The 21,779-nt window shown below is 60.3% G+C and carries 19 protein-coding genes; 14 read left to right on the top strand and 5 right to left on the bottom strand.

Annotated features, from left to right (window positions below; genetic code table 11):
- Positions 1-63: 63 nt before the first annotated feature.
- The 3 genes from J3P89_RS14400 (at position 64) to J3P89_RS14390 (ending at position 2,813) form a co-directional block, all read left to right on the top strand.
- Positions 64-324 carry a DUF2790 domain-containing protein gene (locus J3P89_RS14400; protein WP_434568770.1) on the top strand — a complete coding sequence of 87 codons (261 nt, stop codon included), beginning with the start codon at positions 64-66 and terminating at the stop codon, positions 322-324.
- A gap of 44 nt (positions 325-368) precedes the next feature.
- The gene (locus J3P89_RS14395) at positions 369-1,424 is read left to right on the top strand and encodes an SDR family oxidoreductase (protein WP_434568769.1); all 1,056 of its coding nucleotides are present in this window, start codon (positions 369-371) and stop codon (positions 1,422-1,424) included.
- 69 nt (positions 1,425-1,493) lie between these two features.
- Positions 1,494-2,813 (top strand): NTP/NDP exchange transporter, encoded by a 1,320-nt coding sequence (locus J3P89_RS14390; RefSeq protein WP_434694578.1) that lies wholly within the window; start codon positions 1,494-1,496, stop codon positions 2,811-2,813.
- A 143-nt stretch (positions 2,814-2,956) separates the two neighbouring features.
- Here the strand turns inward: J3P89_RS14390 and map are convergent, their stop codons facing one another.
- From map to J3P89_RS14375, 3 genes are all read right to left on the bottom strand, one after another.
- Complete coding sequence (gene map, locus J3P89_RS14385; RefSeq protein WP_434568767.1) at positions 2,957-3,736, bottom strand: type I methionyl aminopeptidase; 780 nt, start codon at positions 3,734-3,736, stop codon at positions 2,957-2,959.
- A complete protein-coding gene (locus tag J3P89_RS14380; protein ID WP_305495124.1) occupies positions 3,733-3,945 on the bottom strand; it encodes a ParD-like family protein in 213 nt (70 codons plus the stop codon). Before J3P89_RS14380 ends, map begins: the two co-directional genes overlap by 4 nt.
- Before the next feature lie 79 nt (positions 3,946-4,024).
- Complete coding sequence (locus tag J3P89_RS14375) at positions 4,025-5,581, bottom strand: TerC family protein (RefSeq protein ID WP_434694577.1); 1,557 nt, start codon at positions 5,579-5,581, stop codon at positions 4,025-4,027.
- A 319-nt stretch (positions 5,582-5,900) separates the two neighbouring features.
- Here J3P89_RS14375 and J3P89_RS14370 point away from each other — a divergent pair, with 319 nt between their 5' ends.
- The gene (locus tag J3P89_RS14370; protein WP_434697991.1) at positions 5,901-6,803 is read left to right on the top strand and encodes a LysR substrate-binding domain-containing protein; all 903 of its coding nucleotides are present in this window, start codon (positions 5,901-5,903) and stop codon (positions 6,801-6,803) included.
- A 31-nt stretch (positions 6,804-6,834) separates the two neighbouring features.
- Here J3P89_RS14370 and J3P89_RS14365 read toward each other — a convergent pair whose 3' ends face one another.
- The gene (locus J3P89_RS14365) at positions 6,835-7,767 is read right to left on the bottom strand and encodes a helix-turn-helix domain-containing protein (protein WP_434694576.1); all 933 of its coding nucleotides are present in this window, start codon (positions 7,765-7,767) and stop codon (positions 6,835-6,837) included.
- Between J3P89_RS14365 and J3P89_RS14360 the strand changes: the two genes are divergently transcribed.
- The 3 genes from J3P89_RS14360 (at position 7,691) to J3P89_RS14350 (ending at position 11,165) form a co-directional block, all read left to right on the top strand.
- The gene (locus J3P89_RS14360) at positions 7,691-9,382 is read left to right on the top strand and encodes an acyclic terpene utilization AtuA family protein (RefSeq protein ID WP_434694575.1); all 1,692 of its coding nucleotides are present in this window, start codon (positions 7,691-7,693) and stop codon (positions 9,380-9,382) included. The two genes, J3P89_RS14365 and J3P89_RS14360, sit on opposite strands and share 77 nt — an antisense overlap.
- The gene (locus J3P89_RS14355) at positions 9,379-9,687 is read left to right on the top strand and encodes a DUF4387 domain-containing protein (RefSeq protein WP_305495120.1); all 309 of its coding nucleotides are present in this window, start codon (positions 9,379-9,381) and stop codon (positions 9,685-9,687) included. The genes J3P89_RS14360 and J3P89_RS14355 overlap by 4 nt, the downstream gene beginning before the upstream one ends.
- 68 nt (positions 9,688-9,755) lie before the next feature.
- A complete protein-coding gene (locus J3P89_RS14350; RefSeq protein WP_434694574.1) occupies positions 9,756-11,165 on the top strand; it encodes an MmgE/PrpD family protein in 1,410 nt (469 codons plus the stop codon).
- Between the two features lie 284 nt (positions 11,166-11,449).
- Here the strand turns inward: J3P89_RS14350 and J3P89_RS14345 are convergent, their stop codons facing one another.
- Positions 11,450-12,655 (bottom strand): citrate synthase, encoded by a 1,206-nt coding sequence (locus tag J3P89_RS14345; RefSeq protein ID WP_434694573.1) that lies wholly within the window; start codon positions 12,653-12,655, stop codon positions 11,450-11,452.
- A gap of 254 nt (positions 12,656-12,909) precedes the next feature.
- Here J3P89_RS14345 and J3P89_RS14340 point away from each other — a divergent pair, with 254 nt between their 5' ends.
- From J3P89_RS14340 to J3P89_RS14310, 7 genes are all read left to right on the top strand, one after another.
- Positions 12,910-14,199, top strand: a complete 1,290-nt coding sequence (locus J3P89_RS14340) for a CitMHS family transporter (protein ID WP_434694572.1) — start codon at positions 12,910-12,912, stop codon at positions 14,197-14,199.
- Between the two features lie 84 nt (positions 14,200-14,283).
- Positions 14,284-15,681: an OprD family outer membrane porin gene (locus J3P89_RS14335; RefSeq protein ID WP_434694571.1), complete on the top strand. Its 1,398-nt coding sequence runs from the start codon at positions 14,284-14,286 to the stop codon at positions 15,679-15,681.
- Between the two features lie 30 nt (positions 15,682-15,711).
- The gene (locus J3P89_RS14330; protein WP_434694570.1) at positions 15,712-16,740 is read left to right on the top strand and encodes a phosphoglycerate dehydrogenase; all 1,029 of its coding nucleotides are present in this window, start codon (positions 15,712-15,714) and stop codon (positions 16,738-16,740) included.
- Positions 16,737-17,702, top strand: coding sequence for an alpha/beta hydrolase (locus J3P89_RS14325; RefSeq protein ID WP_434694569.1), 966 nt, complete (start codon positions 16,737-16,739; stop codon positions 17,700-17,702). The genes J3P89_RS14330 and J3P89_RS14325 overlap by 4 nt, the downstream gene beginning before the upstream one ends.
- Positions 17,699-18,961 (top strand): alpha/beta fold hydrolase, encoded by a 1,263-nt coding sequence (locus J3P89_RS14320; RefSeq protein WP_434694568.1) that lies wholly within the window; start codon positions 17,699-17,701, stop codon positions 18,959-18,961. The genes J3P89_RS14325 and J3P89_RS14320 overlap by 4 nt, the downstream gene beginning before the upstream one ends.
- A gap of 292 nt (positions 18,962-19,253) precedes the next feature.
- Entirely contained in the window at positions 19,254-19,556 is a 303-nt protein-coding gene (locus J3P89_RS14315) for a transposase (RefSeq protein WP_223551295.1), read from the top strand.
- A complete protein-coding gene (locus J3P89_RS14310) occupies positions 19,553-20,389 on the top strand; it encodes an IS3 family transposase (RefSeq protein ID WP_434694567.1) in 837 nt (278 codons plus the stop codon). The genes J3P89_RS14315 and J3P89_RS14310 overlap by 4 nt, the downstream gene beginning before the upstream one ends.
- The last annotated feature ends 1,390 nt before the right edge of the window (positions 20,390-21,779 follow it).

The raw sequence follows: 21,779 nt of genomic DNA, 5'->3' as shown, positions 1-21,779 counted from the left end.
AGGTCAGTGTCCCCCTCATAAAGTGCAACCACTATCCCGGTAAGGGCATTTGTGGAGACCACTATGAACATTCAGAACCTGTCGATCGCCAGTCTGTTGGCCGTCATCGCATTAGGCGGTGCGCCGCTCTATGCGAAAGAGCAAACCAATCCCCCGGCTTACGAATACGGCATGCCGCTGGACGTGGCCCAGGCCATTCGCATCGAGGCGCCGAGCCCGTCGGTGTGCGAGGTGGTGCGAGCCAAGATGACCTATGTCGATACCCAGGGTGAACTCCGGCACGTCAGCTTCCTGCAGCTGGCCGATGCGTGCTCCATCCAGTGAACACTGGCCATACCCCTTCATCACCCCCACCAGAGAAGCCAGTCATGTGGAATAGAACAACAATCCCCGCAATCGGACTTTCGCCCAACCTGGGCCGGATCATCACGCTGGCCCGGACGCTCGCTGCGGGCGTAGCGCTGTTCAGCGCCATCAGCGTCGAAGCATCGGCTCGCGTTGCACCCAAACCCGACTGGTCCACCAGCGACATACCGTCGCAGAAAGGCCGGATTGTCCTGATCACCGGCGGCACCAGCGGCATGGGTTATGAAGATGCGCTGGCATTGGCGCGTGCCGGTGCCGACGTCATTATCGCCGCCCGCAACCCGGAGCGCGGCGCTGAGGCCATCGCCCGTATCCGCGAGTCCGTGCCCGATGCCAAGGTGCAATTCGAGGCCGTGGACCTGGCCAATCTCTCATCGGTAAGCGCGCTGGCCCAGCGTCTCCAGAGCAAGCTGCCGCGCCTCGACGTGTTGATCAACAATGCCGCCATCATGGCGCCGCCAGAGCGCGGTACGTCTGCCGACGGTTTCGAACTGCAACTGGCGACCAATTATCTGGGACACTTCGCGCTGACCGGCCTGCTGGTGCCGCTCTTGCGCCAGAGCCAGGACGCCCGAGTTGTGAGCCTTTCAAGTATTGCGGCGACGCGCGGCACGATGAATTTCGATGACCTGCAGTTCGAGCGCAAATACGACCCGTACGCGGCCTACGCGCAATCGAAACTGGCGGTGCTGCACTGGGCGTTTGCCTTGCAGCGGCGCAGTGATGCCGAAAACTGGGGTATTCGCAGCATGGCGGCGCACCCCGGGGTAGCGGTCACCGAGTTGGTCGCGCGCGGGCCCGGCCTCGAAAGCGAGTTCGGCCAGCGCTGGGCAAAGGATCGCGACGCGTACCACTCGGCGGCGCAAGGCGCGTTGCCCACGTTGTATGCCGCTACCGCTGTGCGAGCCGTGGGCGGTGCTTATTACGGCCCGACTGGGGACGATGAAAGGCGCGGTCCGTTGGGTTTCGCCAAGACGCCGCCTGCCGCGAACGCGCAGGCGGATGCCGAACGGCTCTGGGCCATCTCCGAGCAACTGACCGGCGTGACCTATCGCTGACGCAGCCTGGGCGCGGGCATTTGTCCCCGCGCTCGACCTCCGGCTTGTTGCCGTTTCCCAGGAGTTTCCATGAGTACCCCTTCCTATTTGCATCGGCTGAGCCTGGCCCTCAACGCCCGTGACGATGAACTGCGTCCGGCAATGTGCGGGTTCCTGTTGTTCCTCTGCCTGTTCACCGGCTACTTCATGTTGCGTCCGATCCGTGAGTCGATGGGGATCGCCGCGGGTGTGGAGAATCTGCAATGGCTGTTTACCGCGACCTTTCTCGTCATGCTGGTGGCCGTGCCGTTGTTCGCCTGGCTCAGCGCGCGAGTGCCGCGCCTGCGCCTAGTCGATTGGGTGTATGGCTTCTTCGTCTTGAACTTGCTGATGTTCGTCGAGCTGTTCCAGTTCGATTCGGACAACGTCTGGCTGGCGCGTATTTTTTACGTATGGATTTCGGTCTATAACCTGTTCGTCGTCTCCGTGGCCTGGAGCCTGATGGCCGATGTATTCGACAGCGAGCAGGCCAAGCGCCTGTTCGCCTTCATCGCGGCCGGCGCCAGCACCGGCGGCCTGCTCGGGCCGGCCTTGAGTGCACTGCTGATCGACAGCCTCGGTGCCTCGGGGTTGATGTTCGTGGCTGCCGTGTTGCTGGGGGCCACGCTGGGATTGAAACGAACCTTGATGCGTTGGCGTGAAACCGGTGGGGCCGGGCGTCCCGGCGCGGCACCCACGCAAAGCCCGCAGCGGCCCCTGACTGGCAATCCGTTCAGCGGCATGACGGCGGTGTTCCGTTCGCCGTACCTGCTGGGGATCGCCGGTTTTGTCGTGCTGCTGGCAACGGTCAGCACCTTTCTCTACTTCGAGCAGGCACGTCTGGTGGCCGAGCTGTTTCCGGACCGCCAGGCTCAGGTACGGGTCTTCGGCACTATCGATTTTATTGTGCAGGCGGGCGCGCTACTGTCCCAGCTGTTCATCACCGGGCGCATCGCCCCGAAGCTCGGCATCGGTGCGTTATTGGCGATCGTCCCGCTGATCATGTGCATCGGCTTCGTCGGACTGGCACTGGCGCCAGGCTTTGCGATCCTCGCGACTTTGATGATTGTGCGACGGATCGGCGAGTACGCGTTCGTGAGACCGGGCCGGGAAATGCTGTTCACGCCGTTGGATGCGGAAAATAAATACAAAGCCAAGAACTTTATCGACACGGTGGTCTATCGCGGCGGTGATGCGGTCAGCGGCTGGATCAAGACGGCGCTCGACATGCTGGGGCAGGGCGCCGGCCTGGTCGCGTTGATCGGCGCAGGGTGTGCGTTGCTGTGGGCCGGCCTTGGATGGCGGCTGGGACGGCAGGCTGACCATCGCCGTGATGAACTGGAGCTGGAAGCTGGCGTTGCCGAAACCTAGGCATGTTTCGAGTTGCCGGAGGGTTCAAAAGACCCTGTGGGAGCGAGCCTGCTCGCGAAGGGTTCGGCACATTCGGCATCTTTATCGGCTGTGGCTCCGCATTCGCGAGCAGGCTCGCTCCCACAGGATGAATAAACAGTCGTTCAAAGCGTGCCCGTGATCTTGTCCGATTCATCAGGCCGCAACGTCAGCACCGAAAAACCGGACGCCGTGACGGCCACGGTATGCTCGAACTGCGCGGAGAGCGCGCCGTCCCGGGTCACCACGGTCCAGCCGTCGGCTTCGGTCCTGACGTCCGATGTGCCCTGGTTGAGCATCGGTTCGATGGTGAAGACCATGCCCTCGCGCAGGACCAGGCCCGTTCCCGCTTTGCCGAAGTGCAACACCTGGGGTTCCTCGTGCATTTGCCGGCCGATGCCGTGGCCGCAATATTCACGGACCACCGAATAACCGTTGCGTGTCGCATGGCCTTGGATGGCCGAGCCGATGTCGCCCAGGCGAGCGCCCGGGCGGACGGCGCGGATGCCCTTCCACATGGCTTCATAAGTGACCTGGACCAGCTTCCTGGCGGCTGGGTCGACATTGCCGATCAGGTACGTCTTGCTCGAATCCGCGATATAGCCGTTCTTTTCTAGGGTAATGTCCAGATTGACGATGTCGCCGTCTTGAAGCACTCGCGAGCGCGAGGGCACACCATGGCAGACCACTTCGTTGATCGAGCAGTTGAGTACAAAACCGTACCCGTACTGTCCCTTGCTGGCGGGGCGCGCATGGAGATCGCGGACGATGAAATCCTCTACCATTGCATCGATCTGCAGCGTTGACAGCCCCATCAAATTGGTTTGATCCAGCCGTTCGAACACCAAGGCGAGCAGTCGGCCGGACTCGGCCATCAGCGCCAGTTCTTCGGGTCGCTTGATCATTGCCAGCTCGCCTCCAGAGGTTGCGCGGTAACGCCGGCGTCGCTGAGTTCGCGCTGGATGATCTCGTTGAAACTGAGGGTAGGGTTGGTCTCGCACAGCATGCCGACCTTGATCCAGAAGGCCGCCTGCGCGTTGATCGAACGGCAGGAGACCTTGGTGGCCTTGCGTAGCTGGTCGTGAAGTTCGTCGTCGATGTTGACAATGCCCATGTGTGGCTCCATATGGTTCGTATATCGAGGATATACGTTTCATATGCTCGCGCGCCAGCACCATTCGGCAGTGATCAGCTCACGCCTGTTCCTCGACACGCAGCAAGACCCTGGTCACCCGGCGTTCTTCGACCTCCACGACGGTCATGCTCCAGCCCTGCCAGCTAAGGGTATCGCCAATCACCGGCAAGCGATCCAGCAGGCTCATCACCAGTCCGGCAAGTGTCTGGTAGTCCTGCGTCGCGTACGCCTGGAAGTTGATGTGTTCGCGAACCTGGCTGAGGTTCAGGGCCCCGCTGACGAGGAAACCGTCTTCTTGCGCAACAATATTCGGCCCGTCGATTTCACTGGCGTCGGGCAATTCGCCCGCAATGGATTCGAGAATGTCGGTCATCGTCAGCAGGCCGACGAAGTCACCGAATTCGTTCACCACAAAGGCGATGTGGGTCGATTCCTTGCGCATTTGCTCCAGCGCGTTGAGGATCGTGAAGCTGTCGAGCAGGTTGATGGCTTTGCGCGCCATGGCTTCCAGATTCGGTTGACTGCCCGCCAGTATTTCCTTGAGCAGCTCCTTCTTGTGGACGAATCCCAACGGCTCGTCCACGCGTCCATCCCGAATCAACGGCAACCGCGAATACGACGAGTGCATCAGCGTCGTACGGAGGTCTTCCGGCGTGTTTGCCAGGTCAAGGTGGTCGATTTGCGCACGCGGGGTCATCACGCTGCGTATCGGGCGCTCCGCCAATTGCAGCACGCCGCTGATCATGACCCGTTCGCGCCGATGGAAAACCTGTTCGGGTTCTTCGCCTTCCAGCAGGTCGGCGATTTCTTCACCGACCTCATCGGCCCCCAGTTTTTGACCGCCCAGCAGACGCAGCACCGCATGGGCGGTACGCTCGCGCATCGGCCGAAGACCTTGCAGGCTTTTCTTGCGACGCGAGCGCGCCAACTGGTTGAACAGCTCGATCAGGATCGAGAAGCCAATCGCCGCGTACAAATAGCCCTTCGGGATATGGAAGCCCAGGCCCTCGGCCGTGAGACTGAAGCCGATCATCATCAAGAAGCCCAGGCACAGCATGATGACGGTAGGGTGGCCGTTGACGAACTTTGTCAGTGGCTTGCTCGCGATCATCATCAGGCCGATGGAGAAGATCACCGCGATCATCATCACCGACAGATGTTCCACCATGCCCACGGCGGTGATCACCGCATCCAGGGAGAAGACCGCATCCAGCACCACGATCTGCGCAACGATCGGCCAGAACAGCGCATAGGCAGCGTTACCGGAACGTTGCGCCACATGGCCCTCGAGTCGCTCATGCAACTCCATGGTTGCCTTGAACAACAGGAACACACCACCGAACAGCATGATCAGGTCGCGGCCCGAGAATGTCTTGCCGAACACTTCGAACAGCGGGTTGGTCAGGGTCACCATCCAGGAAATGCTCGCCAGCAGGCCCAGGCGCATCAACAACGCCAGGGACAGACCGATGACTCGGGCACGGTCGCGCTGCGCGGGGGGAAGCTTGTCCGCCAGGATGGCGATGAACACGAGGTTATCGATACCGAGCACCAGCTCCAGCACGATCAGCGTCAGCAGGCCGAGCCATGCCGTGGGGTCGACGATCCATTCCATGGGTTATTCGCTCCCTCGGGCAGTCAAGACGAGGGAAGAGGGCTGCAACCGCGATATACGCGGCGCTGGAGCGGGGGAGATTCTGGAAAAGGTACTGGGAGGTTCCTGAAGGGTGTTCATACGCGCCTGGCAAAAATTGGGGTAGAAATCCTACAACGGTTCCCGGCATTTCATACGAAGCGATTTATTACAGGATCTGACGGAGCGGAAAAGTCACGCGCTGCCTGGTGCCGGAGCCTGGCGGCCCTGGGCAATGATCAATTTTCCCATTACGCTGAAAAGTTCCTGTCCAGGTAAAGAATCGCGCAGCGTGAAGAAAATAATTCGAATCGATGATCTGCAGGTGTTCGTGACAACCATCAGCGCCGGGAGCTTTTCCGCGGCAGCGCGCCTGCTGGATATTTCTCCGGCCCTGGCCAGCGTCGCGGTACAGCGACTCGAGGCAAGCCTTGGGGTAAGGCTGTTCGTGCGTTCTACGCGGCGGCTGCGTTTGTCAGATGATGGTGAGCGCTACCTGGCCCATGCCCGGCGGGCATTGGAGGTGCTGGAGGATGGCGAGCACGCGCTGGCCGAGGGGCGTGACGAGGTGGCCGGAACCTTGCGCTTGTCCGTGCCCTCCGACATCGGGCGAAACCTGTTATTGCCGTGGCTGGATGAGTTCCAGCAAATGCACCCCAAGGTGCTGTTGCAGTTGCGGGTCAGCGACCAGGTTGCCGATCTGTTCGGGGAACATCTCGATGCGAGCATTCGTTATGGTCAGTTGGCCGATTCGAGCCTCGTCTCGTTGATGCTGGCCCCATCCAATCGAAGGACTGTGTGTGCCTCACCCGACTACATCGCGCGGCACGGCCTGCCAAAGACGCCGGGCGAGTTGAGCGGGCACAACTGCCTGCGTTACGTAATGGGTGAGCAAACCTACGAGCGCTGGATTTTCCAGACAGCCAATGGGCTGGAAACGGTTCAGGTCGCTGGCGATCGCATCAGCGATGATGCCGATATTGCCAGGCGTTGGGCGGTGGCGGGCCAGGGGATTGTCTACAAGTCGAAGCTCGATGTGCTGGACGATCTTCGCAGCGGTCGGCTGGTGGAGATCTTTCCAGCGGAGTATGGCCAGCCAGCGCCGCTGCAACTGGTGTGTGCCCATCGAACTTCGCTGACGCCGGCGGTCCAGGTGCTCAGGGCCTTCCTGTCCGCGCGCTGTGAACGCTACATCAACGAGTGAGCAGGGCGCTGGCCAATGGCTGAAACAGGCCTCACGCCTGGCGATAATCGCTGGGCGTCACGCCTATCTCCCGGCGAAAGACCTGGGAGAAATGGCTCGGGCTTGAGTAACCCACTTCAAGTCCGATGTCGATGACGCTGCGGTCCGTTTCGAGCAGCAGTTGCCGGGCCCGGTTCATGCGCAGGCGTATGAAATACTGCGAAGGCGACAGGCCTGTGGCGCGCTTGAACATTCGGCTGAAGTGATACTCGCTCAGTTCCGCGACCTGGGCCAGGTGGGCGAGGCTGAAGTCATCGGCGAGGCGCTGCTTCATCGTATCGAGGACCCGACGCAATTTGTACGCCTGCAGCGCGTTGCTGCGCGAGGCTCCGCTGTGGGGCGCGAGGTAGGTACGCACCAGGTGCACCGCCAGTGCCTGGGCCAGGCTCTGTGCAAACAGTGGGCTGGGCTGGCGTTCGTCGACCAGCTCGTTGCGCAACTGATCCAGCATGAAGCCCACCCGCAGGTCCCGGGCTCCGGAGATATCGCGAAAGGTGACAGGACCGGCCCGTTCCCCGAGCACGTCGCGCGCGGCGCGCTCGATCAACGGCAAACCGAGATACAGGTGCATGACTTCAAAGGTGTCGCAACCTTGCGTTTGCCAGCGCATCTCGTAAGGCTCGTTCGTGCTGGTGAGGTAGAAATCACCGGCCTGAACATCGACGGCTTCCCATTCGCCGCCCAGCGAACGTTCCTCGATCCGGGCGCCCCCGGTCAGCACCAGGACGAGCAGAGGCTCGACCACCGCGGGCACCAGGATCGGCTCGACTACCGTAGGGTGGCTGAACAGCTGCACCACCATTTCCTGGACCTGCGCACGCGTCGGCACGACTTGCGGCGTGCCCGGCATGAAACGCGCCATCGACTCGGCGCTGATGCGCTGGGGAGCGTTCTGCGGCGGTTCATCCGGTCCGGTCTGGCGCATGTGTTGCTCCATCAATGAAGTCCTTTTGCCTACTGAATCCACGTCGAAAACAGTTTTGATATCGCTCAACTCGCTGCGAGTTTTTCAAAGCGGCGAAGTTAGCGTTGGCGTAGTTATATGGACAAAATCTGTCCACTTGTCAACACCGTTGCAAGCCTTATCATCGCCTCAAAGAAGAAGTAAAAAAGAAGAGGGATTTATGCGAACGGTATTTGAAGATTGTATAAAAGTCATTGTTCCCTGCGGTTCTTTGGGAGCGGGCGTTCGGGAAGAGGAAATAGCCTATGGATTGGCCGCCGGTGCACAAGTTATCGCTACCGATGCCGGTTCAACCGACAGTGGCGCGGCTTATCTTGCACTGGGTAAATCGAAGAACAACCGAGGCGCGGTCAAGCGTGACTTGATGATATTGATGAAAGCCCAGGCGCAATCCGGGGTGCCGATCATTGTCGGTACCGCCGGTCAGGCCGGAGGCGATCTTAATTTGAACTGGACGCGTGATATCGCCTTGGAAATAGCCGAAGAGTTGGGCGTGGCGCCAAAGATTGCGCTCATTTATTGCGAGCAGGGCAAGGACACGATAAAGAACTTGAACGCCGAGGGGCGTATAAAACCCTTGTCGCCACATACTGCGTTGGACGACGCAACGGTGGACGCTTGCGAACATATTGTCGCCGCGCTGGGGGTGGAGCCCTTTCTCGCTGCGCTGGAGGCCGGTGCCGATATCATATTGGCCGGCCGCTCCACCGATACCGCGGTCATTGCCTGTTATCCAATCTGGAAAGGCGCGCCTTGGGGGCCTTCGTGGCACGCTGGCAAGACCGGCGAATGCGGCGTGCAGTGTGCCGTCAATCCCACGCTAGGCTCGGGAATCCTGCTGAGTATCGATGCGAACGGCTTCGAAGTCGAGCCGTTGAGCCAGGACAACCGGTGCACGCCCCATAGCGTTTCGGCCCACATGCTCTACGAAAACAGCGACCCGTTCCGGTTGGTCGAGCCCGGCGGCATCTTGAATGTAGCCGAGGCACGTTACACCGATCTCAATGGCCGTGCTGTCCGGGTCGAAGGTTCGCGCTGGGAGGAAATGCCCTACACCATGAAGTTGGAAGGCGCCGCGGCCGGTTTATATCAAACGATCATGCTGGTGGGCATTCAAGACCCCGATGTACTCAAGGATATCGACGGTTTCCATGATCGGTTACTTGAAGCGCTTTATACAAGAACCCGCCAATCCATCCCCGCCGAGGAACTGGGCGAGTTTCATATTTCCCTGCGCATGTATGGGTGGAACGGCGTCACCGGTGTAACGCCGCCTCCGGGAACATTACCGCCGCCGGAACTAGGCATGTTGTTTGTGGCAACTGCCGCAACCCAGGAAATGGCCAATACCATTGCCCACGCGTGTAATCCATATTTCTTCCATTACCCGAGTGTCATGGGCAAGGAACTGCCGTCGTATGGATTCGCCTTTACCCCGGCTGACATACCGCGTGGGCAGATTTTCGAGTTCAAGTTGAATCACGTGGTGGAACTTGAGGATCCCATGGAGTTGGTTCGTCTGGAGTGGATTGATTTATCGGACATCTCGGTGGCCAGGAAGGAGCTTGCACAATGACCAAGTTGCGTGATGTATGTCGGCATGTCCGGTCCAAGCAAGCGGGGCCGTTCTGGATCACCTTCGATATCTTTTTCAACGGGCGGGAGAATTTCGAGCGTTATTCCGATTGCGCGGCACTTTCCCCGGCGCAATTCGCGAAGCTGTACGGCACTGATCCCGAGCGGGTCAAGCACATCCCGGTGGCGGACCTGGAAATGGTCAAGATTTCCTTTCCCCGCCCAACGCCCCAGGGCGGAATGGTCGAGCGCGACATGCATGCCGGCCAGCAATACGTCCGGCTGCTTGATGTGACCATCGACTGAGGCCCGTTCGCGCCTTGCTCTGTTCGCCTCATGGACGAGGACTGACCACCCATTTACCCGAGGTAAACATGACGGATTCCACCGTTGCGATGCGGCTGGCACGCTATGCCCACGCATTCAGGAAACAGCGCCTGCCCGACGAAATAATCCACCTGGTGCGCCAGCGCTTCATCGACAGCCTGGCCTGCGTGCTGGGCGCCTACGGGGCGGCCCCGGTAAAGGCTGCGCTGGGTTATGCGGCTGCCAACCCCGCGACTACCGCCGGCATATTCGGCTCGAACCTGCAAACGACAGCGGAAATTGCTGCCTTCGCCAACGGCCTGATGGTTCGTTTCCTCGATTACAACGATGGATACATGGGCTTGGAGCCGGGCCATCCGAGTGACAACATCCCGGCCTGCCTCGCCGTGGCGCAAGCCGAGAGCGCCACCGGCGCCGAACTGATTTCGGCCATCGTCCTGGCCTATGAGATCCAGATGCGCTTGCAGGATGCGGCAAGCTTGAACAGGCGTGGCTGGGACCACGTCAATTACATCAACGTCGCGATGGCAGCGGCGGCTTCCAACCTGATGAAGCTGGACGTCGCGCAGACCGAGCAAGCCATCAACATCGCCTTGACCGGGCACTTGGCAATGCGCCAGGTGCGCAGTGGAACCTTGTCCGACTGGAAGGGTTGTTCGGCCGCCAATGCCGCGCGCAACGCGGTTTTTGCGGCCCAGCTGGCGCGCCATGGCATGACCGGGCCGTCGCCGGTCTTCGAAGGCGAGATGGGGTTCTTCAAGCTGGTTTCAGGGCCGTTCGAGCTGGACACTGATCGTTTTGCTACGCCCGACAATGGCGACTATGCGATACGACGCTCGCTGACCAAGACATTCCCCACCAACGGCGAGCTGCACACCGCCGTCTGGGCCGCGCTGGATATCCGCAAGCGCATCGACAACGTGAATGACATCGTTGCCATTACCATCGAAACGTCCGAATTCAACCGTCGTGTCCTCGCGGACACCGCGGAGAAATGGTTGCCGAAAACCCGCGAAACGGCGGACCACAGCCTGCCCTATAACGTCGCTCGGGCATTGCTCGACGGGGATATCACCATCGCTTCGTATTCCGCGGAAAAAATCGCCGACCCTGCGGCGATTGCCTTGATGGACAAGGTCAGCGTCACGGAGGATCCGGCGTTGACGGCGCTGTTTCCAAGGCACCTTGCCAATCGTGTCAGTGTGACGCTGGTCTGCGGCGAGCAGGTGGTGAGCGAAATGATCACCGGCCCCGGGTCAGTCGAAACGCCGATGACCGATGGGGATTTCGAGCGGAAATTCCGGCGCATGGCGATGCCGCATATCGACGCGTCGGCACAGGACCTGGTGCTTGGGTTCGTCGCCGGGCTTGAGCGGCAGACGCAGTTCAATTCGTTGTTCGCGGCGATGGCTGTCGCCCCCATTGCGGACCAGAAACCGGCTGCACTGCGCCTTTGAGAAGCTTCGCGAGCAGGCTCGCTCCCACAGGGTGATGTGTCGTGCATGGATGTTCTGGATGGCGCAGACCTATTATGGGAGCGAGCTTGCTCGCGAAGAGGCCAGTCCATCCAACATCCTCATCGCCTGAAACGCCGCCATCGCGAGCAAGCTCGCTCCCGCAGGTCATGTGTCGTGCCTGAATGTTCTGGGTGGCGCAGATCTAAGGTGGGAGCGAGCTTGCTCGCGAAGAGGCCTCACAGGCAGGGAATATCTTTCGCCCGCAGGCGCGCCCGGAGCGGACTTCAACGGCGCCCAATGTCGGTCGCCGTTGGCAACGTCCCGGTATAACGAGCGCGAGGCCTGCCCTCGTGGTGCTGGTTGTATTGCTCGCTGGCATGGGCGATCCATCCGATCGAGCGACCGACGCCGGCCAATGAAATTTCCTGTCCGCGCAGTCCCATTTTCCTGCCGATGAAACTCACCAGGAGAATGAATTCAGGCGGGTATGCAACGAGTTCCGAGGCCACTGAAAAGGCTTTCTGCAACCTGATGAATTCAGTGTCGCCATCAAATACTGCGGTCAACGCGGCCATGAGATTGCTGGCTCGCGGGTCGTTGATCGAATGCACATTGGGGCCGAACCCGACGATGTGTCCGTCCTGGCTGTAGCGCTGCAGGATCGGTCGGGTAGGGTCTGCGGCCGTACAGATTTCCTCGATCATCCTGCTGGCGGCTTCATTTCGTCCATAGGCGATCTTGTGGCCTCGCGCGGCGGCGAGCGCGGCGATGACCGCATAGTAGGGGGTTGCGCCGGTGGTGGCGGCAACGCGGACGCTGTGAGTGGTGTGGTCCAATTCATGATCGATGCTGAGAATCAGCAGGCGCCGGATCAGATCGGCATGCGCTGGCGGGGCGCCGCAGGCCTGGGTGATGAATTCATGCAAGGGCTGGTTGCTCGGTTCGGTCGCCCCCACGACCAACGCGGCAAACCAGCGCACGACATCGGCGCCGGTACGGGCGTAACTGTCAGGGGAAAGGTCGAAGGCCTTGGGATTTTCGCGCTGCACCAGAGGGAACAGCGCGATGGCTTTTTCCTGGGCGGACGTGTGTTCATAGATCTTCAACAGCCTGGCAGTGTCCTTCGGTGTCCGAGGCAGCGATGTGCCGAACGCCGAAGGCACCTGCCAGATCAACTCGGCGACTTCTTCGACGGTTGAACGATCAGCCAGCTCGACGACATTGTGGCCGCGATAAAACAGGCCATCGTCCGTTATCAGCGTAATCGCGCTGTCCGCCGGCGTCGTACGCTTGGCAACGGGCTTGTCTTGCGCCGGTACTTTCACCAGTCGTTGGATGTCCTCTGCCCAGTAACGCCGCTTGGGCGAGCCGGCAATCTTGATGGAGCGGATATTTTTGCGGCTGACATAGGCGTACAGCGTCGGCAGGCTGACCCGGAGTATGGCTGCCGCCTCTTCTGCCGAGAGGTAAAGGCCTTCTTGTTCTGGCATGACGGGTCCAACCGGATTGATAGAGAGGTATACATGTTTATTGGATTTACCGACCTGTAGTCAATGTGTATCGGCGCAGGGTTTCAACTTTGTTTTTTCTACGCAGGCTGCGTCCGACGAGTCTTATCCAGCAGGGATGTTGACGGAAAAAATCAAGATTTACAGCGTTTCAGCCCCTATGTAGATTTCGGCTGCGCAAGAGTTGTTCACATTGATTTTCGATCGATAACAATAAAAACGAAAAGGTGAAACGCATGGCTTGGTTAGGTTTCGCAATGGTCGTCACGTTTATGGCGTTAATCATAAGCAAGCGACTTTCCGCTGTGACGGCACTCATTCTTGTCCCGGTCGCGTTTGGCCTGGCCAGTGGGGCAGGACCGGAACTGGGCGCGATGGTGATGAACGGCGTCAAGCAAGTAGCGCCCACCGCTCTGATGTTGATGTTTGCAATCCTCTATTTCGCAATCATGTTTGACGGGGGGCTCTTTGAACCCGCTGTACGAAAGATCCTGCGTTACGTGGGCAACGATCCTCTGCGCGTGGTTCTGGGCACTGCGCTGCTGGCCACGGTCATTTCTTTCGATGGCGATGGCGCAACGACGGTCTTGATTGTAACCACTGCGTTCCTGCCGCTTTACCTTCGCCTCGGCATGAACCCGCTGATTCTGGCGTTGATGCTGTTGTTGACCAATACCGTGGTCAACCTGATTCCCTGGGGAGGGCCGGTGGCCCGCGCCGCCAGTGCGCTCCACCTGGATGTGGCCGAGTTGTTCCTGGGGTTGGTGCCGGCCATGTTCGCGGGCCTTGCCTATGCGTTTGTCGTGGCGTTCTGGATCGGTCGCAGAGAGCGCCGTCGCTTGGGCTGGACGGCCGCTGCCAAGGACGCCGCGCCGGAAGATGTCGTCTTGCCCACCACGCATTCCGAGACGCATCGGCCGAAGCTCTTCTGGGTCAACCTCCTGCTCACCGCTGGGCTCATGTATGCGATGGCGACAGGGCTGGCGCCTTTGCCGATGTTGATGATGGTGGGGCTTTCCCTGGCGCTGCTGATCAACTATCCACGGCTGGCGGAACAGAAGGCCAGAGTCGCGGCGCACTCCGAAAGTGTCCTGATGGTCATCGCCCTGATATTTGCATCAGGTGCGTTTACCGGGATCTTGTCAGGTACCGGCATGGTTGATGGGATGTCCGAAAAGATTGTGCAATTGATTCCCGACGACCATGGCCAATATTTCAGCATCATTACCGCGCTCGTCGCCTTGCCACTCAACTTCCTGTTATCCAATGACGCGTTTTTCTTTGGCATCTTGCCGGTACTGGGCGCGGCGGGCGTCGAATACGGTATTGACCCGATGCACATAGCGCGGGCCTCGGTGCTGGGCCAACCGGTTCACGCATTAAGCCCTTTGGTGGCGGCGGTTTATCTGATCAGCGGAATCATCAAGCGTGACATGGGCGACATGCAACGCTATTGCCTGCTCTGGGCGATCGGCAGCAGCCTTGTCTTGATTGTAACCGCGGTCATTACCCGGGCGATTATCTGATTCATTAACGCGTAGCGCCGAAGTTTGAAGGACGCCGAGTTGCGTCTGCTCACGTCAAAATAAAAATAATAGATGAGGTGGTCGATGAAATCGATTAACGCCGTCGCTATGACTTTGCTGTCGACAATGTTTGTGTCTGAATTGGCTCTTTCAGCAACGATCAGTTATCCGGACCGGTTCCAGCATGAAGGAAAGTTGAATGCTTATCTGCGCTCGGTTTATATCAATACTCGAATATCCAACGATTTGATCGAAGACCGTTTTGGCGGTTTTCCGGACGGCAACAAACTGGGCGGTACCGGAATCGGCGCCATTCTGGATTACAACTCAAGTTATTGGGCCGGCGTCGTAGGGTTTGACGCCTCGCTGTATGGCGTGGCAATGATCGACTCCAAAGATAACGGCCGGGACTTGTTCGACGATACCGATGGGACGAATGGCGGTTTTGCGAAAGTGGGGCAGAGTTATTTCAAGCTGCGTTATGAGGGCGATGGCTGGAACGTCGATTCCCAGATGGGGCGGGGTCGGTTCGATGCGGGAACGTTGGTCACGCTCGACACGCGGATTGTCCCTGGGTCCTACCAGGGAGGTCGGGCTCATTTGAATTTCACCGAGATGGGCATTGGTCCGCTTCCCGGCACGCTGGGGTTCGAAACGGCCTATATCAACCGTACGTCGCCTCGGGACAGAGAAGAGTTCGAGCATTTGTTGAGTCAGTCGGGCGAGGAAATAAAAGACCTGTACACCTACGGCGTCAAATACGACCTGAAGGCCATCGAACTTGGCTACGACCATGGCGTATCGCGGGACTTCAATGAAAACACTCGATACGGACTCACGTTGAAAGCGCCTCTCAGCGATAAAGCCGGGATCGTACTGGACACTCAATATTATGAGTTCGAAAAGGCCGGACGTATCTGGGAGCGTGATTGGCAGGCCGGCCAGGCCGCTTATGACGATGAGGCGAGCTGGTTGAATATCAACGTTGGTTTGTTGCTCGATAAACTTCGCCTGGGTGTTTCGTTTTCCGAGACCAAAGCCGAGTTGAGCAATGGGCAACTCGGTTATGCCTACTTTGATCATGCGGACAATGTCGACGGCAGGATGGATGCCTGGACACGCTCCGGCAACGATTTCAATAACGATGGCGAGCGAACCTGGCAAATCGGCGCCGAATATGACTTGAGCGGACATTCTTTATTGGGGGCTTCGCTGGACGGTTTCAAAGTCATGACTATTTATAAGCAAGGTCAGTTTGACGCCACCGACCCATTCAGCGGCCGCCGCACCGATGTGACCGAGCGGCAGAATGAATACCGTCTTTATTATCGCTTTGATGAAAAGGAATACGCCGGGCTCTCAGTCGGCTTGATTTATATCGATTACCGCATTGACCAGGATTTTGTCGCCTTGATATCCGCACAACCCGACAACGTAGTCAGCGGCTCGGAGGCCAGGGTGTATCTGGATTACGCATTTTGAACGCTGGACGTTTCTATCAAGAGGTCCGTGATGTTTGAACATCGCCATAAAATAGTGGTTACACAGCGGTTTTTCGACGCCATGGCCAGCGACTTTCTACACAGCCATGGTTGTGAGGTGGTTGTCGCAGAGCTGGCTCCCGGCCAAGCCGATGGTGACCTGAGTGAACGGCAGATGATCGACCTGCTGGCAGACGCCGACGGTTGGATCGTCGGGCACGCGAATGTCACGTCCAGCCTGCTGGGTGCACTGCCGCGCCTGCAAGTCATCGCCCGTCGCGGCGTCGGTTATGAGCGGGTCGATACGGCAGCGGTGGCAGCGGCAGGGAAGGTGGCGACCATTGCTACTGGCGGCAACGATGCCAGCGTCGCCGACCACGCCGTTGCGCTGATGCTCGCCGTTTGCCGTCAACTCAAGCGCTGCCAAATGGGCTTGGCGGCCAATGACTGGTCGATCCCCCTGGGCGGTGATCTGTACCGCAAGACGGTTGGCATCGTCGGATTGGGCCGGATTGGCCGGGGCGTCCTGCAGCGCTTGTCCGGGTTTGAAGTCAGGCCGCTGATCTATACGCCTCATCCAGGCGGCGCCGGGGCCGACGGTGATTTTGTTGATCTGGATACGCTGCTCAGGCAAAGCGACTTCATTACCCTTCACGCGCCGCTCAATGCGCAAACCCAAGGACTGATCGATGAGCGCGCACTGAACCTGATGAAGCGTTCCGCGGTGCTTATCAACACCGCGCGGGGCGGGTTGGTGCGCGATGCCGATCTGCTGCGGGCCCTGCGCGAAAAGCGAATCGCAGGGGCAGGGCTCGACGTCTTTGAAAGCGAGTCGGACCCCTCGCTCTTGCCGGTGACCGAACAACTGATTCAGCTACCGAACGTGATCGTAACGCCCCATGTCGGCGCGTCCACGGTGGAAGGGCTCAATCGCACCAATCTGATCGCCGCGCAATGCGCGGTGGCCGTCCTGGAAGGACGCAGCCCGCCCAGCCATTGCGTCATCGCGGACGGACGTCGAACTGTCGGCTGCGAGAGCCGCGTGGATAACCGGCCATGAGTCGCGACGAAAATCCGCCGGTGCATCCCGACCTGGCGGCCGTGGTCGGCGCGCTCCGGGAGCAGGGATTGCTGCCCGTCGTTCATGGGGACGTGCACAGCGTCCGAGCGCATCTGGAACGGATCAATGCCTGGGCGGCGCAACGCAGTGTGCCGCTGTCCTACGAGCGCACCCTGGGCTTTGCCGTTGATGGGCGAACGGTGCCCTGCAAACTCTATTGGCCGGAGGGCGATGAGACGCCTTGCTTGATGTTCTACTGCCATGGCGGCGGATTCCGCCACGGTTCGCTCGCCGGCTGGGACGCACCTTTGCGCCAGTTGGTGCGCGACAGTGGCCTGGCGGTGCTCTCCATCGACTATGCGCTGGCGCCGGAACATCGCTTTCCGGTGGCGTTCAACGAGGTGGCGGCGATCGTCAGCCGGGTCATCAAGCTCGGCGCTATCACCGACTGCCCGGTACGCGGCTATGCCCTGGGCGGCGATTCGGCAGGCGCCAATCTCGCCTTGGGCGTCGCCATTGCACTACGCGACGCGGGAATCGATGCGTTGCGGCAGTTATTGCTGTTCTACGGCAGCTACTCGCGGGACCTGACCTCCGATTCCTGGCAGCGACTGGGCGGCTACGGCGGCCAGAATCTGTCGGTCGAGACCATGGGCGCTTACTGGGCCAGTTACCTGGCCAATGACGAGGATGACTGGCGGGTGCAGCCGATCATTGCCGATTTGGCGGGCCTGCCGCCGGTGCGATTGGTGGTCGGTGAACTGGATCCGCTGGTGGACGAAAACCGTGAGCTGGCGAGTCGATTGCAAAGCGCGGGTGTGGCAACACATCTGCAAGTACTCGCGAACATGCCTCACGGGTTCATTCGCTTCAATGAGGTGGCTGCTATCGCGCGCAACGTCATCGCTGCGCAGGGCAACGCCTTGCGCAAGGCATTTTCCGGTCGGGGAAACTTTCCATGAGTATTCGCCAAGCCTTCAGAGGAATTTGCGTGGGGGCGGTCATCGTCGTGGCAGCCAGCGCCATGGCGGCCGGCACGCTTCCTGTCGGTCCCGCTGCAGGAGACATGCAGCTGTCGCCGTTTTATCGCTGGCCGGACGCGATGCCTGCGCAGCCTGGCGTGCTGCTGCGCAGCGAGGCCATGGCGGTTCAGGCTCAACTGCCTGCCGCCGCGCGGGCCTTGCGTCTGCTCTACAGCTCCATCGATCAGCGCTGGCGGTCCGGCCTCGTTCCGGTCAGCGGGGCGTTGTATCTGCCGGTTGGAAACCCTCCGGCCGGAGGCTGGCCGCTGCTGGCCTGGGCTCACGGCACGCTGGGCATCGCCGATGCCTGTGCGCCTTCCTGGGCGGGTTTGCGTGAACGTGACGCGGCGCATATCAATCGCTGGCTCGCGCGCGGCTTCGCCGTGGTGGCCAGCGATTATCAAGGCCTGGGAGGGCCAGGACCTCATCCCTATACGTTCTGGCAGGCCGAGGGACGCTCGGTCCTGGACTCGATTCGCGCTGCCCAAGCCTTCAAGCCAGGCCTGATCGCCAATCGCGTGGCCCTGGCCGGACAATCCCAGGGCGGTGGGGCGGCACTGGGCGCGGCGATCCTTGCTGGCACCTATGCACCGGAACTGCCCATTCTGGGCGCGGTGCTCACGGCACCGAACAGCACATTTCCCGAAGGCCCCATCAAGCTGCCGCCGCGCCAGTCCAATACGGTGTTCCTGGCACTGGCGTCAGGCGCGTTGCGTGAGGACGGGCCACCGATCGAAGGCATCCTGACGGCCAAGGGGCTCGAACTGCTGAGCGTCGCCCGGCAAGGCTGTACCCGTGATATTGGGCAAAAGTCCAAGGCGTTGCAGATTGGTTCGTTTGCCGAGCTGTTCACGATCACCCCAGAGGCGTTGAACGCTGCGCGCATTCCAACGACCGATATGCCCCAGGCGTCGATAGCCTTCCCGTTGTTCATTGCCACGGGCCAGGCGGACCATACCATTAGGCCAGAGCGGCAATGCGCGGTCGCGGCGGCGTTGTGTGCCGCTGGCAATACGGTGACGTGGCGGACGTATGAAGGCCTGGGGCATGACGGGGTGTTGCATGGTTCGCTGGACGACGTGTTCGCCTTTGTCGAGGCCCGGTTCGATGGACAGAATCACGCTTCCAATTGCTCCATCCTGCAGAACCCCGGTGTGCCAGGCGAAAGAGACGTGGCGGCGCCGTTCAACGACGACTGAGTCTATGGGAGCGAGCCTGCTGGCGAAGGCGGTAACGCCGGCTGTGAACACGAGCCGCCACGCCAGAGCAGGTCCCCGTGGCGAGGGAGCAAGCTCCCTCGCCACGGGATTTTGAGGCGTCTGGGCTGACACCTTCGCGAGCGGGCTCGCTCCCACAGGGGTGGGTCAGTCCGATTTGCGGCGGGACATCGGCCTGAACACGAGCCGCCACGCCAGAGCAAATGAACTGGCCTAATGATTTTGGACACTTCAATCGGGCGCTATGATGGTGCCCAAATCGAGGTGTTTGGATATGCGTAAATCTTATTCCAGTGAGTTCAAGCTCAAAGCTGCCAGCATGGTGCTGGATGAAGGCCAATCAGTTCCCGATGTCTGTGCCAGCCTGGATATTGGCCCTACTGCCTTGCGCCGTTGGGTCGATCAGGTTCGCAAAGAGCGCTTGGGTTCGACCCCGGAGGGGGCCAGGGCGATTACCGCCGATCAGCGAGAGATCCAGCAGCTCAAAGCCTTGCTCAGGCAAAAAGACCTGGACATTGAAATCCTAAAAAAGGCCAGTGCTCTCCTGCTTTTGGACTCCAAAGATCATTCTCGTTGATCAACGAGCTGGACGAGCAGTACGGCGTTAACAATTGCTGTCGGGCGTTTGGAGTCAACCGCAGCAGCTTTTACGCCTGGCGTCAGCGCCAAGGCAAGGTGAAGCCTGAACGGGAGAAACTGAAAGCCGTGCTGGTCGAGCATCACAAGGAGTCCAGAGCGTCCGCTGGATCTCGCACCCTTTCCAAGGAGCTGCAAGCAAAGGGACATCGCGTCGGGCGGCATATGGCTCGCAGCTTGATGCGCGAAGCCGGTGTCGTCAGTCATCAGCGGCGTCGGCACAAGTACAAATCTTCTGGTGTGGAGGCCCTGGTGGCGCCGCATGTGCTCAAGCGCAAGTTTGATGTCACGGCGATCAATCAGGTGTGGTGTGGCGATGTGACGTACATCAAGGTTGGCAAGCGCTGGATGTATTTCGCAGCGGTGCTGGATTTGTTTGCTCGCCGGATCGTAGGGTGGTCATTTTCAATGATTTCCGATGCCACGCTGACCTGCGAAGCGTTGCGAATGGCGGTGCAATTGCGAGGCCGCCCAAAAGAGGTGCTGTTTCATTCTGATCAAGGTTGCCAATACACCAGCCACAAATTCAGGAATGAGATGCGCAAGCATGGACTCCTGCAAAGCATGAGCCGCAAAGGTGAATGCTGGGACAACGCCCCGATGGAGCGTTTCTTTGGAAGTCTGAAATCAGAATGGGTGCCGGAAGACGGCTATAACTCGGAGCATGAAGCCCGGGTGGATGTGCAGCGTTATGTGATGCGTTACAACAACGTCAGGCTCCATAGCTACAACGGCTACCGGTCGCCGGTAGCTATGGAGAAACTGGCGGCGTGAAACCTTAACTGGTGTCCAGAATTACTTGACCAGTTCAAGCTCGCTCCCACAGGGGTGGGTCAGTCCGATTTGCGGCGGGACATCAGCCTGAACACGAACCACATGCCGGAGCAGCCCCCCGTGGCGAGGGAGCTTGCTCCCGCTGGCCTGCGAAGCGGGCCCCGGCAGTCCTTCAGGCAGACTGCATCCACCGATTTTGCGACTGCTGCGCAGCCGAGCGGGAGCAAGCTCCCTCGCCACGGGATTTTGAGGCGTCTGGGCTGACGCCTTCGCGAGCGGGCTCGCTCCCACAGGGGTGGGTCAGTCCGATTTGCGGCGGGACATCAGCCTGAACACGAGCCGCCATGCCAGAGCAGGTCCCCCGTGGCGAGGGAGCTTGCTCCCGCTGGCCTGCGAAGCGGGCCCCGGCAGTCTTTCAGGCAGACCGCATCCACCGGTTTTGCGACTGCTGCGCAGCCGAGCGGGAGCAAGCTCCCTCGCCACGGGATTTTGAGGCGTCTGGGCTGGCGCCTTCGCGAGCGGGCTCGCTCCCACAGGGGTGGGTCAGTCCGATTTGCGGCGGGACATCAGCCTGAACACGAGCCGCCATGCCAGAGCAGGTCCCCCGTGGCGAGGGAGCTTGCTCCCGCTGGCCTGCGCAGCGGGCCCCGGCAGTCTTTCAGACAGACCGCATCCAACGGTTTTGCGACTGCTGCGCAGCCGAGCGGGAGCAAGCTCCCTCGCCACGGGATTTTGAGGCGTCTGGGCTGACGCCTTCGCGAGCAGGCTCGCTCCCACAGGGTTGGATCAGTCCGATCTTGCGGCGGGACATCAGCCTGAACACGAACCACCATGCCAGAGTAAATCCCCGTGGCGAGGGAGCTTGCTCCCGCTGGCCTGCGAAGCGGGCCCCGGCAGTCTTTCAGGCAGACCGCATCCACCGGTTTTGCGACTGCTGCGCAGCCGAGCGGGAGCAAGCTCCCTCGCCACGGGATTTTGAGGCGTCTGGGCTGGCGCCTTCGCGAGCGGGCTCGCTCCCACAGGGGTGGGTCAGTCCGATTTGCGGCGGGACATCAGCCTGAACACGAGCCGCCATGCCAGAGCAGGTCCCCCGTGGCGAGGGAGCTTGCTCCCGCTGGCCTGCGCAGCGGGCCCCGGCAGTCTTTCAGACAGACCGCATCCAACGGTTTTGCGACTGCTGCGCAGCCGAGCGGGAGCAAGCTCCCTTGCCACGGGATTTTGAGGCGTCTGGGCTGGCGCGTTCGCGAACAGGCTCGCTCCCACCTTGGTTCGGGTTCACCCGTCGAATACCCACCACTTCGGGCCTCAATGCAACGAATACTGGGCCAGAGCCTCATATGACTAATGAGCGGCGCCGCCGATGTCGGCAGCCGGTCCGGTTTTTTCTTCA

Source organism: Pseudomonas sp. Z1-14 (genome assembly GCF_051132005.1).
Classification (GTDB): domain Bacteria; phylum Pseudomonadota; class Gammaproteobacteria; order Pseudomonadales; family Pseudomonadaceae; genus Aquipseudomonas.
This window is presented reverse-complemented; position numbering and strand designations above follow the sequence as displayed.